The sequence below is a fragment of the Corallococcus sp. AB030 genome, from assembly GCF_003668965.1.
Classification (GTDB): domain Bacteria; phylum Myxococcota; class Myxococcia; order Myxococcales; family Myxococcaceae; genus Corallococcus; species Corallococcus exiguus.
On sequence record NZ_RAWQ01000024.1, the window covers coordinates 1 to 14,912 of the forward strand.

The following is a 14,912-nucleotide window of genomic DNA, read 5'->3' on the forward strand; positions in this document are numbered from 1 at the left end:
CCCGCTCCAGCTTCCGCATGTCGTATGCTGTCAGCCCCAGCTCGGCAGGGCTCCTTGCCGGTCGCATGCTCCAGAAACTGCGCATGCGACCCGGATTTGTCTCGGAACTTCTGGCGACCTACTTAGAGGGTGCCGGTGCCGCTGCTGCCCTTGAACTCGGAGGAGGGCGGCAGGTCCGACTGGGCCTGCAGCGGCGCGGGGCGGTTGACCCGGTCGCGCAGCTCCTTGCCCGTGCGGAAGAGCAGGCCGCGCTTGGGCTTCACCGGGATGACCTGGCCCGTCTTCGGGTTGCGGCCCTGGTAGCCCTGGTAGTTCTTCACGTGGAAGGCGCCAAGCCCGCGGATCTCGATGTTCTCCCCGCGGCAGAGGGCGTCCTTCATCGACTCGAAGATCGTCTCGATGGTCGCCTCCGCCTGCTTCTGGGTCACGCCTCGTTTGGCAACGAGGATGTTGATCAGATCAGACTTGAGCATCGGACGCTCCCGCAAACCCCGTGACCCCTTGGTGACAGGGCTCTCTGGCCCGTTGTCGAGACCTGAATACATAACAGAACACCTCCTCCTTGCAAGCCGGGTGGGCTTCCAACCCTCTAAAAACGTTACGGATTTCCGCCGCTGGCCGCTGCCTTGGGGGCCTCGGGGGCGGGCGGGGCGACCAGCCCCGGGCGCAGCGGCGTGACCAGGTCCAGCCACCGGGTGCGGCGCAGCAGGTCGACCCCGGCACAGTCGGCCGCTTGAAACAGGGGTTCGAACTGTTCGAAGCCGGGGGCCTTGGGGCTCGTCCAGGTATCGGGGCCGCCGTTGATCATCACTCCGTGCACTGCGAGCGTGGTGTCGGCGAGCGTGATTTCCGCGGGGTCCCGCGTGGGGCGCAGGCCACCCCGCCGGCCCCGCTCCAGCAGGCGGGCATCCACCATGCGGTCCACCACCTCATGCACCAGTGACTCCGGCACGCGCAGCCGCGTGGCCAGCTCCCGGGGCAGGGGCGGGGTGGCGCCATCCACCCAGCACAGGGTGACGTCCTGGGCGACGCGCGCGGCCACCAGCTCGTGCGCGCGCGGGTGGGTGCCGAAGGCGAAGAGCGAGTCGCGGAAGGCGACGTGCTCCACCGCGTAGGACAGCCGGGCGCCGAACAGCATCACCAGCCAGCTGACGTACACCCAGGCGAGGAACAGGGGCAGGGCGCCCAGCGACGCGTAGAGGGGGTTGTAGAGGAAGCTGCGCGCGGCGAACTCGGCGTACACCTGCTTCGCCAGCATCCAGCCCAGGCCCGAAACCAGCCCGCCCGCAAGCGCCGAGCGCACGCGCACGTGGGCGTAGGGCGTCCACAGGTACAGCAGCGTCAGGCTGCCCATGGCGATGAGCATGGTGCCCACCCCGATGAAGAACGGCGCGGAGGGGGCGTAGGTCTGCAGCAGCACGCGGACCCGGCCGGTGCCGGAGAACGAGATGGCCATGAAGATGGGGCCCAGGAGCAGCAGGCCCGCGTAGATGGACAGGCGCGTCAGCCACGGGCGCTGGCGCCGGATCCCCCACAGCTCGTTCACCGCGCCGTCGATGTGGCGCAGCAGCGAGCCCGCAGACAAAAGCACCGCGAGGAAGCCCACGCTGCCCACCGCGATGGAGTCGCCCGGGTGCAGGAACCGGTCGAGCAGGGTGGCGGACTCCTCGCTGACCCCCGGCGCGAGCACCTCGGAGATGACGAAGCGCAGCTTCCGCTGGAACTGGTCCTGGTGGAGCGTGCGCAACAGCACGATGCCCACGGTCAGCAGCGGCACCAGCGAGAACATGCTGATGTACGTGAGCGCGGCGGCGCGCAGGCGCAGGTTCTCGCCCATGAAGCCGCGCGCCACGGTGCGCCCCGCGAAGAAGATGTCCGCCGCGAAGCGGCCCGCTGACGTGGCCCCGATGGGTGCCCACACGCGGGCCGCTGTCTGGACCGCCCAGGCCCGTGCACGCACCAGCGCGCGCCGCGCGCGCCAGGACAGCTTCCGGAGCCTCACGACTCCCTCCCGGTGTGCTTCCAGCCCGGTGCGGCCGGGGCGCGGGAGTCCAGGAGCGTGCGAAGGCGCGAAGGCGAGCGGTTCATCCCAGGCGATTCAGATGGGCCAGGGACTCGACGACACCCCCGGCGTGGAAGTGCCACCGTAGCCAAACCCCGCCCCGCTGAACCAGCCCTCCCACCCCAACAGAGCGGACGTTGTCAGCACCTGCACGGGCCTCGGCCGCCTGGTCGGTCACCATGAGGGAGGCCGTATTCCAGCTCCAATGCAGAAGGCCCGGTGGGATGTACCCACCGGGCCTTCGCGGTCACTTACGGTCCGGACTCAAGGGTCCGGCGTCACTCGAGCGCTCAGCCTTCGCTGCTCCCACTGGACGGATCGGACGAGCCCCCGCCGGACGCCGCGGGAGGCGCGCCGCCGCCATTGCCACCGTTGTGGCCTCCGCCGGAGCCGCCTCCGGACCGCTCGCCGCGCTCCCCGCCACGGCCCTCGCCACCGCCGCGACGCTCACGGTCGCCACCCCGGTTGCGGTCACCGCCGCGCTCGCCGCGCTCGGGACGGCGGCCCTCGCGACGGTCACCGCCGCCGCGCTCGCCTCCGCGTTCCCCGCCACGGCTCTCTGTGCCACGGCTCTCTGCGCCACGGCTCTCTGCGCCGCCACGGCTCTCTCCGCCGCCGCGCTCACCACGGTCGCGGTCCCGGCCACCGCCACGGCGGCCCTGGTCCTGACGGCCGCCGCCGTAGTTGCCCTCCGGACGGCGCTGCTGCATCGCCAGCTCGCCGTCACCGGAGCCCGGCGACGAGGCCACCTTGTGCTCGGGGCCCGTGGCCGACCGGCCGTAGATGTCGTACTGCTCGCGGTGGTAGTTCTGCTGCGCCTTCACCTGGATGGACTTGTTGTAGCGGTCCATCAGGTGCCGCAGCTCGTTGCGCTCCTCGCCCTGCAGCAGCCGCGCGACCTCCGCGTTGCAGTTGATGACGAGCGTGGAGTCCTTGTAGCCCGGCGCCTCGCGACGGATCTCCCGGAAGATTTCGTACGCGACCGTGGTGGCCGTCTTCACGAAGCCCTTGCCGTCGCAGTACGGGCAGTCCTCGTGCAGCACGCGGCCAATGGACTCGCGCACGCGCTTGCGCGTCATCTCCACCAGGCCCAGCTCGGAGATGCGCAGCACGTTCGTCTTGGCCTTGTCCCGGCCCAGCGCCTCCTGCAGCGACTTGAAGACCTTGTCGCGGTTCTGCGCCTTCTCCATGTCGATGAAGTCGCAGATGATGATGCCGCCGATGTTGCGCAGCCGGAGCTGGTAGACGATCTCCTTGGCCGCCTCGACGTTGATCTTGGTGATGGTCTCCTCGAGGCTCTTCTTGCCGACGTAGCGTCCCGAGTTGACGTCGATGGCGGTGAGCGCCTCCGCCTGGTCGATGATCAGGTAGCCGCCGCTCTTCAGCCACACCTTGCGCTGGGTGGCGCGCTGCAGCTCCTGCTCGATGCCGTAGGCGTCGAAGACGGGCTCGTCCGTCTCGTGCAGCACCACGCGGTCGCGCAGCGCCGGGTCCTGCGCGGTGACGAAGCCCTGGATGCGCTCGTACTCCTCCGCGTCGTCCACGACCAGCTTCTCCACGTCGTGGGCGAACAGGTCGCGCGTGGCGCGCAGGATGAGGTCCAGGTCCGGGTGCAGCAGGCCCGGTCCGCCGCGCTTCTCGTTGCGGCGCACCACCTGGTTCCACACCTCGATGAGGAACCGGATGTCGCTCTCCAGCTTCTCCTGGGGAACGTTCTCCGCCACGGTGCGCACGATGAAGCCCGTGCCGGGCGGCCGCAGCCGGTCCACGATTTCACGCAGCCGGCGGCGCTCCTTCTCGTTGGAGATGCGGCGGCTGATGCCCACGTGGTCCACCGTGGGCATGAACACCAGGTGACGGCCGGGGATGGAGATGTGCGAGGTGAGCCGCGCGCCCTTCGTGCCGATGGGGTCCTTGGAAATCTGGACCACCACCTCCTGGCCCACCTTCAGCAGGTCTTCAATCTTGTCCGTCTTGCGCTGCTTGGGCTTCTCCTTCTCCTCGTCGCGCTTCTCGCGGCGGGGCGGCTCCTGGCGGCGCTTGTCCTTGTCCTTGTCCTTGTCCTTCTCGCGGCCTTCCCGGTTGCGCGGCTCACGGGCCTCGCGCGCCTCACGCGGCGTGCGGCGCTCGCCGGAGACCTCGGCGGGACGGGCGTCGGCGGCGGGGATGAGCTCGCCCAGGACGGCCGCGTGCGGCGGCGGCTCGGCGGCGCTGCCTTCCGTCGCGGGCGCCACGCCGGACTCGGCGACGGCGGCGACGGCGGCGCTCTCCGCGGGCGTCTCCTGCACCACCGCGGGGGCTTCCACCGAAGGCGTGCTGTTCTCCGTCAGCGGCACCGCCACGGCGGCGGTGGACACCTCGACCGGGGACTCCTGCGTGGCACCTTCGGCCGGGGTCTCCACGATGACGGCCACGGATGACGCGGGCTCGGCCGGCTCGGACGAAGCCTGGGCCTCCACCGGGGCAGGAGTGGCCTCCGGCGCCGGATTCACGGCCTCGGGCGTCGCGTCATGCGACGCTTCAGGGGACTCCACCTGGGGGGCGGCCTGGGTCTGGACGTCCAGCGCCAGCGCGCCGTCGTGCGCCAGCACCGGCTCCGGAGCGCCCGTGGGGGCTTCCGTGCCAGCGGGCAGCGCGTGCGTGGCGTCCGGGACGTTGGCGGCCGCGAACTCCACGGCGTCGGCCTCGGACTCGGTGGGGACGTCCGGGGCGTCCTCGTGCTCGCCCTCGGTCAACTCGAACTGCGCGCGAGCGAAGTCCGGGTCGTAGACGACGTCGCTGACGTACAGGAAGGCGGCCTTCTCCAACCCGATGTCCACGAAGGCCGCCTGCATGCCCGGGAGCACCCGGACGACGCGACCCTTGTAGATGTTTCCGACGACGCCCTTGTCCTTCTTACGCTCGAGGTAGAACTCCGCGATATGGCCGCCCTCGACGAGGGCGACCCGGGTCTCCCGACCCGCGGCATTGATGACGAGCACACTGCTCATGGATGAATCCTGGTAGCGCGCGCGGTAGGGGGGACCTCACCGGACGGGAGGCGGCGAGACGCCACACCTCCGAGCACGCCGCGAGGGGAGAGGCGGCCAGCAGCCCCCCGGCGTGTGGACGCCTTCCGGTAGACCCGGAGGGAGAACGCAACACCTGGGTGGGGGCCGAGGACATCGCCGCCTGCTCCTCCGAGTTCATGTCGCCCCGCATTGCGACCGGCACCGTGCCGGGCGGGGCTGCTTCTCTTCACGCGCTCGAGGCTTCCACCACGCCCGTGCCGTCCGCCCCCTCTTCCGCACCCGGTCGGTGCCCGTCATGTGGGCCACCTTGGGGGGGTGTCTGGGGGCCCCGGAGCAGCAGGGGCATCCGGAGGAAACCGGAAGCGCAACCCGTCGAAATTCCTGCCTGGGCCTGATGTCCCGCCAACGCGGGGCGTCACACAACCACCCAGAAACACGGAGAGTTTTCCACGCCCCTCCAGGTGTGTAAAGGCCCGATGCACCCGTTCATCCACTGTCGGGCAGATGGAGGGCGGGCCCGCCCGCCGGGTGCACGGGCGCTCGGAAACGGACGTTCAGGCCTGGGCGGGGGCCTGCTTGCGCCCTTCCGGCTTGTCCAGCTTCCCTCGCGGACGCCGCACCAGCCGCAGGCCGGTCCAGGTCTCGTCGATGATGCAGATCTTGTTGTCGACGAGGCCGATGTCGAGCGCCGCCTGGCGCACGAAGTCCTCGGACAGGCGCGTCTTCACGCCCTCTCCGGCGGGCCAGCAGACCCAGATGCCGCCGTTGAGGGTGGTGGCGCGCGACAGCGCGGGCAGCCGCTGCACCAGCTCCGTGGCGTCGGAGGTGAAGAAGAGGATGACGTCCAGCCCCGTCTGGGCCGTGACGAGGAACTCCACCCCGTCCGGCAGCGGGTTGAGCTTCTGCACGAAGCCCCGCGGGGGGTTGATGACGGAAACCTTGGTGCCGGACCGGATGCCCAGCATGGCCGGCAGGGAAGCCAGCGCGTAGGGCGTCATGATGTGCGCTCCACGGTGAAGGTGCGGAATTCGCCAGAGGCCTGACCGTCCGTGCGCGCCACGTCCGTGACGCGCGCCATGCGGGGACCCGAGTGACACCAGCGGATGAAGTCTTCCAGCGCGCCCGGTTCGCCTTCCACCGTGGCCTCCACGGAGCTGTCGCTCCGGTTTCGCACCCAGCCAGACAGGCCGAGGCGCAGCGCCTCCTGGCGGGCGCTCTCCCGATAGGAGACGCCCTGGACCGTGCCCTGGATGCGCAGGGTCACCCGGCGCTGCGTGCTCATGCCTCTGGCCTCATGCTCTGGCATCCCCTTCTAGCAGCTTCAGGAACGCCTGCTCATCCAGGATTCTTACGCCCAATTCCTGCGCCTTCTTCAGCTTGGTACCCGCGTCCTCGCCGGCGACGACGAAATCGGTCTTGCGCGAGACACTTCCGGAGACCTTACCGCCGCGCCGTTCGATTTCCTCCTTGGCCTGCTCGCGCGCAAGCCGCTCCATGGTGCCGGTGAGCACCACCGTCTTGCCCACGAAGGGGCCGCCCGTGGCGACCGCCGGGGGGGCAGGGTGGACTCCCGCGTCCAGGAGGGCCTGGATGGCGGCCTGGTTCTGGGGCTCCTGGAAGAAGGTGTGGATGACCTGCGCCATCACCGGGCCCACGTCCTTCACCCGGCTGATGTCCTCCAGGCTGGCCGTGAAGAGCGACCTCACCTCCGGGAAGGACTCCGCCAGGGCGCGCGCCGTGGAGTCGCCCACGTGGCGGATGCCCAGCGAATACAGGAAGCGGCGCTGGGTGGTGTCCTTGCTGCCCGCGATGGAGGCCAGCAGGTTGTCCGCGCTCTTTTCCCCCATGCGCTCCAGCTTGAGCAGCGAGTCCCGGGTGAGCGCGAACAGGTCCGCGAACGCCTTCACCTGCCCGGACGTCACCAACTGCATGGCCAGCTTGTCCCCCAGGCCTTCAATGTCCAGGGCGAGGCGGCTGGCGAAGTGGCGCACCTTCTCCACCAGCTGCGCGGGGCAGGACGCTCCCGTGCAGCGGATGATGGCGCCGTCCTCGTCCTTGGCCGCCACCGCGCCGCACACGGGGCAGTGGGTGGGGAAGGTGAAGGGCTGGGAGTCCTCCGGGCGCTTGGACAGCACCACGGAGACGATCTCCGGAATCACGTCACCCGCGCGGCGCACGAAGACGGTGTCGCCCTTGCGCACGTTCTTGCGGCGCAGCTCGTCCTCGTTGTGCAGCGTGGCGCGCGACACCGTCACGCCGCCCACCTTCACCGGCTTCAGGTGCGCCACCGGCGTGAGCGCGCCCGTGCGGCCCACCTGGATGCCGATGTCCTCCACCGTGGTGGACTCCTCCTCCGGCGGGAACTTGTAGGCCACCGCCCAGCGCGGGCTCTTGGACACCTGGCCCAGGCGGCGGCGCAGGTCCTCGTCGTCCACCTTCACCACCATGCCGTCGACTTCGAAGGGCAGGGCGTGGCGGCCCTTCAGGGACTCGTCGTAGCGCTGGCGCACGCCGTCCGCCCCGTCCGCGTGCTGGTAGCGGTTGATGGGCAGGCCCAGCGTCTTCAGGTACTCCAGCTTCTCCGTGTGCGTCTTGAAGGCGGGCACGCCGTCGCCGGGCACGCATTCGTACAGGTAGACGGACAGGGGCCGGGCGGCGGTCTCCTTGGGGTCCAGCTGGCGCAGGCTGCCCGCGGCGGCGTTGCGCGGGTTGGCGAAGAGCGACTCGCCCGCCTCTTCGCGCTTCTCGTTGAGCTTGCGGAAGTCCTCCTTGCGGATGAAGACCTCGCCGCGGACCTCCAACCGCCTGGGCACCTTCACGCCGTCCTGGGGGAACAGCTCCAGGGGCAGGCTCTTGATGGTGCGCAGGTTGCCCGTGACGTCCTCGCCGGTGGTGCCGTCGCCGCGCGTGGCACCCTGCACGAAGAGGCCGTCCTCGAAGCGCAGGGAGATGGCCAGGCCGTCCAGCTTGGGCTCGCACACGTAGCCCACCTGCGACAGGCCCGTCAGCTTGCGGATGCGGTCGTCGAACTCCGTCAGCCCGGCGTCATCGAAGATGTTCGCCAGCGACAGCATCTGCGTGGTGTGCACCACCTGCCCGAAGTCGTCCACCGCCGCGCCGCCCACGCGCTGGGTGGGCGAGTCCGGCGTCATCAGCTGGGGGTACTGCTCCTCCAGCCCCTGGAGCTCACGCATCAGCGTGTCGTATTGGGCGTCGCTGATTTCCGGCGCGTCCAGCACGTAGTAGCGGTGGTTGTGGTGGGCCAGCTCCTGACGGAGCGCTCGGGCGCGGGCTTCGGCTTTCGGGAAGGTGTCCACGGGGTGTGTCCTTACCCCAATTCAGGGGCGCGGCCAGTTGCGCACGCCCCGCGTTGGAGGAGGAGCACTCTACCGGCACCACCTGACAGGGCCGCCTCACGCACTCGGGAAGGGGAACCCGGGGACGCGTGTTCACGGCAAGAGAGCGCATCCGCCGCCCCAGTAGGCCCGAATTTCAGCTACATAGCGGATTCCCTGTTCGCAATACCCCCACCCTCCAGTGCAACCCCCTGAAAAACGGGACAGAGCCAGGCACGGATGCCTTGACAGCTCTGGAGTCGGTCAATAGTTTCCAGCGCGGTTCCTGGCGCAGGGGTTCCCCCGGCGCCGTCTCTTCCCAACCACAGGCCCACGCGCCCTCCGGTCCGCTCCCAGGACTTGGGTGGTGCTGCCCCCTGGAAGGTGCTTCCGAGCGCCGCGCGGACGGATCGCCGTCCCGCGTACAGCCTGCCCGAGCCTTCGGGCGCTTCCCCCCCTACTTCCGTACGCAGACCGTCATGGCCAAAGCCCGTTCCCCCCGAGAGAAGGTAGTCCAGCCGGTGTTCACCGAGGAGAAGCCCCGGCGCAAGCGCGCGGCGGCGAAGGAGGCGGAGAAGCCCGCTCCCCGGACGCGTCGTGCGCCGGCTCGTCGTGAAGAGGCTCCCGCCGAGGAGGCCGAGGCCCCCGAGGTCGCCGCGGAAGCGCCCCGTCCGGTGCTCACTCCCATCTCCCGTCCCGTGCGCGACGACGAGCTCCAGGAGCTGCGCGGCACGGAGGAGGAGACGCCCGCCGAGGAGGCCGCTCCGGCCGCCCCGCAGGAGTCCGCGGAAGGCCCCGCCATCACGGAGGTCGAGCGCGACGGCACCCCGATGCAGGTCATCAAGCTCAATGACCTGAAGCGGATGAAGATCGTCGACCTGGCGAAGATGGCCCACGACACGGGCATCGAGGGCTACCAGGGTCTGAAGAAGCAGGACCTCATCTTCGCGCTGCTGGGCGGCATCGCCGACAAGCGCTTCGAGGTCCACGCGGAAGGCGTGCTGGAGCTCTTGAGCGACGGCTTCGGCTTCCTGCGCAGCGCGGACAGCGACTACCAGCCGTCCCCGGACGACATCTACGTGTCGCCGTCGCAGGTGCGCCGCTTCAACCTGCGGCCCGGCGATACCGTGACGGGCCCCATCCGCCAGCCCCGCGAGGGCGAGCGCTTCTTCGCGCTGCAGAAGGTGGACAAGGTCAACTTCGCGGACCCCATGTCGGACGCGGCGCGCGAGCGCATCCTGTTCGACAACCTCACGCCGCTCTATCCGACGCGCAAGCTCAAGCTGGAGCACGAGTCGTCGGAGATGACCACGCGCATCATCGACATGTTCTGCCCCATTGGCCTGGGCCAGCGCTGTCTCATCGTGGCGCCTCCGAAGGCCGGCAAGACGGTGCTGCTGCAGAACATCGCGCACGCCATCAGCCGCAACCACCCGGACGTCTACCTCATCGTGCTGCTCGTGGACGAGCGCCCGGAGGAAGTGACGGACATGGAGCGCAGCGTGCGCGGCGAGGTGGTGTCCTCCACCTTCGACGAGCCCGCCACGCGCCACGTGCAGGTGGCGGAGATGGTCATCGACAAGGCCAAGCGCCTGGTCGAGCAGAAGTACGACGTCTGCATCCTGCTGGACTCCATCACCCGTCTGGCGCGCGCCTACAACACGGTGGTGCCCGCGTCCGGCAAGATCCTCTCCGGCGGCGTGGACGCCAACGCGCTCCACAAGCCCAAGCGCTTCTTCGGCGCGGCCCGCAACATCGAAGAGGGCGGCAGCCTCACCATCATCGGCACGGCGCTCATCGACACCGGCAGCCGCATGGACGAGGTGATTTTCGAGGAGTTCAAGGGCACGGGTAACTCCGAAATCGTCCTGGACCGGAAGTTGATGGAGAAGCGCATCTTCCCAACGCTCGACATCAACAAATCCGGCACCCGCAAGGAGGAGCTCCTCTTGTCTCAGGCGGACCTGGTGCGCATTACGGCGTTGCGCCAGGTGCTCCACCCCTTCACCCCCATCGACGCGATGGAGTTCGTGCTCAAGCACATGCGTCCGACGGCGGCGAACGCGGAGTTCCTGGGCTCGATGAACCGGTAGTTCCCTTCCGGCCCAAGGAGCCCCCCATGCGTCGTGCCCGCCTCCCTCTTCTTGTCGCCCGCGCTGTCGCGGGCCTCACCCTGGGGCTGTTGGCGGGCTGCGACCTGGGGGTAGAGGACCTGCCCATTGGAGACACCCCACCGGTGCTCTCCAGCCAGGTCTGCTACGACGACTCGGACTGCGTCGCGAACGCGTGCTGCGGTGAGGGCACCGCCATCACCCACCGCGACGTGGGACCGGACTGCACGAACGTGCGGTGCGACGGGACGTGTACTCCCAACAGCGTGGACTGCGGCCGGTGCATCCCCACGTGCCGCAACGCGCGCTGCGCCGCCGCCTGCCAGTAGCGGGCGGCCGCACGTCCGGATTTCAGCTGGCCAGCCCGGTGGCCACGTCCACCGGCGGGTCCCTCAAGGGCAGCGTCACGCGGAAGGTGGTGCCGCCGCCCGGCGTGTCCTCCACGTCGATGCGGCCCTGGTGCGCTTCCACCACCTGACGCGACACCCAGAGCCCCAGGCCCAGGCCGCCGTAGTGGTGCGTGGACACGGCGCGCTCGAAGCGGTCGAAGATGCGCTCGCGGTCCTCCGGCTTGATGCCGATGCCGTGGTCCACCACGGACAGGCGCACGACCTCTCCATCCGGCTGCAGCGTCACGTCCACCGGACGGCCCCGGCCGAACTTCAGCGCGTTGGCGACCAGGTTGTGCACCACCTGCGAGATGCGTGACGGGTCGAAGGTTCCCATCACCGGGCCCTTCACGTCCACGGTGAGCGGCGTGCCGTCACGGCGCGCTTCTTCTTCCGCGAAGCGCGTCACCTCCACCAGCAGGTCACCCAGGTCCACGTCCGTGCGGGTGATTTTCAGCCGGCCGCTGGTGATGAGCGACACGTCCATCAGCACGTCCACGAGCATCGCCAGCCGGCGGATGAAGGACCGCGCCTGCTTCAGGCGCTCCAGCGCCTTGGGCGGAGCGTCCTTGCCCAGGCCGCGCTCCACCAGCTCCAGGTGCAGCTGGAAGGCCGCCAGCGGCGTGCGCAGCTCGTGCGCCGCCACGGAGAGGAAGTCGTCGCGGGCGCGCAGGGCTTCCGTCAGGTTCTCCGCGCGGACGCGCTCGTTGGCCATCTCTCCGCGCATCCTCGCGAGCTTCAGGTTGGAGGCGATGCGCGCGAGCAGCTCACCCGCGGAGAAGGGCTTCACCAGGTAGTCGTCCGCGCCGGACGTCAGGCCCTGCACCGTGGCCTCTTCTCCGGCCTTCGCGGACAACAGCAGGATGGGCAGCTCGCGGGTGGTGGGCGCGGCGCGCAGGGCCCTCAACAGGCCCATGCCGTCCAGCTTCGGCATCATCACGTCCGACAGCACCAGGTCCGGTGGCCGGATCAGCGCGGCCTCCAGGCCTCTCTCGCCGTCCGTCGCCACCTCCACGTCGTACTCGGCGGACAGCACGCGCTGGATGTAGTCGCGCATGTCCCGGTTGTCGTCCACCAGCAGGATGCGCGCGCGAGGCGCGGGGGCCACCGCGTGGCCGTCCGCGGACGCCGGGTGCTGGTGGTGCGAGGACTGCGTGCGGTCCTTGGGCTTCGCGCTGCCCCACAGCAGCGCCTCCTCGACGTAGGCGGACGTGGCCTCGCGCGCCGCGGAGCGCTGCCGGGCGGTGGTGCGGATGCGCTCCTGCGGCAGGTGCGCATGGCCCAGGGGCAGCTCCACGCGGAAGGTGCTGCCTTCGCCCTCCGTGCTGCTCGCGGACACGGTGCCGCCGTGCAGCCTGGCGAACTCCTGCACCAACGCGAGCCCGATGCCGCTGCCCTCCACCGTGCGCGACGGCGAGCCCGTCACGCGGTGGAAGCGCTCGAAGAGGCGGGGCAGCTCGTGCGTGGGGATGCCCGAGCCGGTGTCCTCCACCTCCAGCGACACCCGCTGCCCGTGCTCGCGCAGGCGCAGCGTGACGCCGCCCTGGAGCGTGAACTTGAACGCGTTGGAGACCAGGTTGAGGACGATCTGCTCCCACAGGTCCGGCGCCACGTAGACGGGCTGGGACAGGGGAGGGCAGTCCACCGTGAGCTTGAGGCCCGCGCGCTCCATGGCGGAGCGGAAGCTGGACGCCGCGTCCTTCGTCAGCGCGGCCAGGTCCGTGGGCGCGAAGCGCTCCTCCTTTGGGCCCGCCTCCAGCTTCGACAGGTCCAGCAGCGCGTTCACCAGCTTGAGCAGGCGCCCGGCGTTGCGGTGCACCCGCTCCATCTCCTTGCGGACCTCGTCCGACAGCGGGCCCGCACGCCCGGCGAGCAGGTCCTCCGTGGGGCCCAGCATCAGCGTCAGCGGCGTGCGGAACTCGTGGCTGACGTTGGCGAAGAACTCCGACTTGAGCCGGTCCAGCTCGCCCAGCTGCTCGTTCGCCACGCGCAGCTGCTGGTTGGCCTCTTGAATCTGCTGGGCGCGCCGGAAGATTTCGCCCTCCATCTCGTCCGCGCGGGCGCGGAGCTCGGCGTGCTGGCGGCTCTGCTCCTCGTCCAGGTGCTTCAGGCGGATGAAGTCGGTGACGTCCTCCACGCGGTGGATGACGTAGCGCACCGCGCCATCCTCGCCGCACACCGGGGTGTTCAGCGGGCTCCAGTAGCGCAGCTCGAACCCACCGCCTGCCTGCTCGGGCCGGGGAATGTCGTACTTCTGGACCGCCATCGCGTCCGGAGTGCGCGTCTTCACCGCGCGCTCCAGCGACGCGCGCAGGTTGGTCACCCCGCTGGCCCGTGGGTCCCGCGGGTTGTCCGGGAAGACATCGAAGATGTTGCGGCCCAGGATGTCCTCGCGCCGCGTCCGCGTGGCGCGCAGGTACGTGTCCGTCACCGCGATGATGACGAACTCCGGTGTCAGCACCAGGTACGGGTTGGGTGCGGCTTCGAACAGGCTCCGGTAGTCCGGGGCCGGTGAGGGGCTCGGGGGCATCACACGTCCTCAGAGGCGGAGGCGTGCCTGGAATTAGTCATTCGCCCCTGGGATGACCAGGGGGGAAGTGGGAGACAGCCCCAGGTTTTCCACCGGTGGACGCTTGGGGACGCCCGTCGTTCAAGCCGCGGGGGCGGCGTCCGTGGAGGCGACCGCCTGCTGGGTCGTCGCGGCCACCAGCGGAGGCGGCTGCGCCTTGAGGCGCGCGTAGTCGAAGCAGGCCACCGCGATGGAGGCCACCGGCACCGCGAACAGCGCTCCCCAGAGGCCGAAGAGCTTCTCGCCCGCGATGAGGGAGAAGGCCACCACCACGGGGTGGATGCGCGCGGCCTCGCCCATGATTTTCGGGTTGAGGAAGTACGCCTCCAGCGCGTGGATGCCGATGATCCACAGCAGGAGCGCGACGCCCTTCTGGAAGCCGTCCGCCAGCGCGATGAGGACGATGGGCACCGAGCTGATGATGGTGCCGAAGATGGGGATGAGGCTGAAGAGCGTGGCGATGGTGGCCAGCAGGAACGCGAACTTCACGCCGAACAGGAGCAGGCCCACCAGCGTGAGGCCGCCGTTCACCAGGCAGATGGTGACCTGCCCGCGCACCACGCCGGACAGCGACTTGTCGATGCGGGCCACCAGCGTCTTCGCGTCCGGCAGGAACTCCGCGGGGACGAGCGTGCCGAAGTAGCGGCGGATGGCCTGCGCGTCGATGGAGAAGAACGCGGCGACCATCAGGATGAAGAACAGCATGAAGACGCCGGTCAGCACCTCCGTGACGATGTGGCGCGACACGTTGACGATGTCCGCCAGGTTCTCCTTCGCGAGCGACGTCACGCGCGCCACCGTGTCCGTGAGCATCTGCTCCAGGTCCAGCGCCAGGCTGAAGCCGCCGGACGAGCCCGCCGCCGCGCCCTCCATGGCCCGGTCCGACAGGGCCACGGGGATGCCGTAGGTGTTGAGCCACTCCTCCGCGCGCTGCGCGAGCCCCTGCACGTGCTCCGGCGTGAGCGCGCTGGCGAAGGTGGCCATCTCGCGGCTGATGCGCGCCACCTCGCGGTAGAGCTGCGGCACCAGCGCGACGAAGAAGAGATACACCGCGAGGAAGAACCCCGCGTAGATGAGCAGGATGGCCACCCAGCGCGGCACGTAGCGGCCGGCCACCTTCAGCCGGGTGATGCGCGCCACCAGCGGCTGCACCAGGTACGCGATGAGCGCCGCGCCCGCGAAGGGCATCACCACCGAGCGCAGGGCGAAGAGCGTCACCGCGATGGCCACCCACAACCCGGCGAGGAGGAGCAGGCGCTTGCGGCGTTCGTCGGGGGCGGTGGCTTCCACGGGCTGCGACATGCACCCGGGCTTAAGGCAGCGGCCTCCCTCCTGACAAGTTCCCGGCGGAAAGCTTCCGGCGGGCCCGGGCTCCTATGCCCCCCAAGGGTCCGGAACCCCTCTCCGGAACCCCTCTGGGGAAAGGCAGCCAGCC

The 14,912-nt window shown here is 69.8% G+C and carries 10 protein-coding genes; 2 read left to right on the forward strand and 8 right to left on the reverse strand.

Annotation, left to right across the window (positions count from 1 at the left end):
* Positions 1 to 122 precede the first annotated feature (122 nt).
* From D7Y15_RS08780 to ligA, 6 genes are all read right to left on the reverse strand, one after another.
* Positions 123 to 473, reverse strand: coding sequence for an HU family DNA-binding protein (locus D7Y15_RS08780; protein ID WP_043321998.1), 351 nt, complete (start codon positions 471 to 473; stop codon positions 123 to 125).
* Positions 474 to 598: 125 nt separating this feature from the next.
* Entirely contained in the window at positions 599 to 1,987 is a 1,389-nt protein-coding gene (locus D7Y15_RS08785; RefSeq protein ID WP_121752287.1) for a YhjD/YihY/BrkB family envelope integrity protein, read from the reverse strand.
* Positions 1,988 to 2,352: 365 nt separating this feature from the next.
* Entirely contained in the window at positions 2,353 to 5,052 is a 2,700-nt protein-coding gene (locus D7Y15_RS08790) for an Rne/Rng family ribonuclease (RefSeq protein ID WP_121752271.1), read from the reverse strand.
* Between the two features lie 575 nt (positions 5,053 to 5,627).
* Positions 5,628 to 6,071, reverse strand: coding sequence for a DUF3052 family protein (locus D7Y15_RS08795; RefSeq protein ID WP_014398919.1), 444 nt, complete (start codon positions 6,069 to 6,071; stop codon positions 5,628 to 5,630).
* On the reverse strand, positions 6,068 to 6,355 hold the full coding sequence (locus D7Y15_RS08800) for an acylphosphatase (RefSeq protein WP_121752272.1): 288 nt from the start codon (positions 6,353 to 6,355) through the stop codon (positions 6,068 to 6,070). Before D7Y15_RS08800 ends, D7Y15_RS08795 begins: the two co-directional genes overlap by 4 nt.
* 10 nt (positions 6,356 to 6,365) lie before the next feature.
* Positions 6,366 to 8,390 carry an NAD-dependent DNA ligase LigA gene (ligA, locus tag D7Y15_RS08805; protein WP_121752273.1) on the reverse strand — a complete coding sequence of 675 codons (2,025 nt, stop codon included), beginning with the start codon at positions 8,388 to 8,390 and terminating at the stop codon, positions 6,366 to 6,368.
* A gap of 497 nt (positions 8,391 to 8,887) precedes the next feature.
* Here ligA and rho point away from each other — a divergent pair, with 497 nt between their 5' ends.
* Positions 8,888 to 10,501 carry a transcription termination factor Rho gene (rho, locus tag D7Y15_RS08810; protein ID WP_120575452.1) on the forward strand — a complete coding sequence of 538 codons (1,614 nt, stop codon included), beginning with the start codon at positions 8,888 to 8,890 and terminating at the stop codon, positions 10,499 to 10,501.
* Between the two features lie 26 nt (positions 10,502 to 10,527).
* Positions 10,528 to 10,848 carry a hypothetical protein gene (locus tag D7Y15_RS08815; protein WP_120575451.1) on the forward strand — a complete coding sequence of 107 codons (321 nt, stop codon included), beginning with the start codon at positions 10,528 to 10,530 and terminating at the stop codon, positions 10,846 to 10,848.
* 22 nt (positions 10,849 to 10,870) lie between these two features.
* Here the strand turns inward: D7Y15_RS08815 and D7Y15_RS08820 are convergent, their stop codons facing one another.
* Positions 10,871 to 13,438 carry an ATP-binding protein gene (locus D7Y15_RS08820; protein ID WP_121752274.1) on the reverse strand — a complete coding sequence of 856 codons (2,568 nt, stop codon included), beginning with the start codon at positions 13,436 to 13,438 and terminating at the stop codon, positions 10,871 to 10,873.
* A 120-nt stretch (positions 13,439 to 13,558) separates the two neighbouring features.
* The gene (locus D7Y15_RS08825) at positions 13,559 to 14,779 is read right to left on the reverse strand and encodes an AI-2E family transporter (RefSeq protein WP_120575449.1); all 1,221 of its coding nucleotides are present in this window, start codon (positions 14,777 to 14,779) and stop codon (positions 13,559 to 13,561) included.
* Positions 14,780 to 14,912: the final 133 nt, after the last annotated feature.

Bases quoted from the DNA above. Each gene is read 5' to 3' on its own strand.
- D7Y15_RS08820 (WP_121752274.1), bottom strand. From the start codon at position 13,438: ATGCCCCCGAGCCCCTCACCGGCCCCGGACTACCGGAGCCTGTTCGAA.
- D7Y15_RS08825 (WP_120575449.1), bottom strand. From the start codon at position 14,779: ATGTCGCAGCCCGTGGAAGCCACCGCCCCCGACGAACGCCGCAAGCGC.
- D7Y15_RS08815 (WP_120575451.1), top strand. From the start codon at position 10,528: ATGCGTCGTGCCCGCCTCCCTCTTCTTGTCGCCCGCGCTGTCGCGGGC.
- D7Y15_RS08790 (WP_121752271.1), bottom strand. From the start codon at position 5,052: ATGAGCAGTGTGCTCGTCATCAATGCCGCGGGTCGGGAGACCCGGGTC.
- D7Y15_RS08795 (WP_014398919.1), bottom strand. From the start codon at position 6,071: ATGACGCCCTACGCGCTGGCTTCCCTGCCGGCCATGCTGGGCATCCGG.
- D7Y15_RS08780 (WP_043321998.1), bottom strand. From the start codon at position 473: ATGCTCAAGTCTGATCTGATCAACATCCTCGTTGCCAAACGAGGCGTG.
- D7Y15_RS08800 (WP_121752272.1), bottom strand. From the start codon at position 6,355: ATGAGCACGCAGCGCCGGGTGACCCTGCGCATCCAGGGCACGGTCCAG.
- rho (WP_120575452.1), top strand. From the start codon at position 8,888: ATGGCCAAAGCCCGTTCCCCCCGAGAGAAGGTAGTCCAGCCGGTGTTC.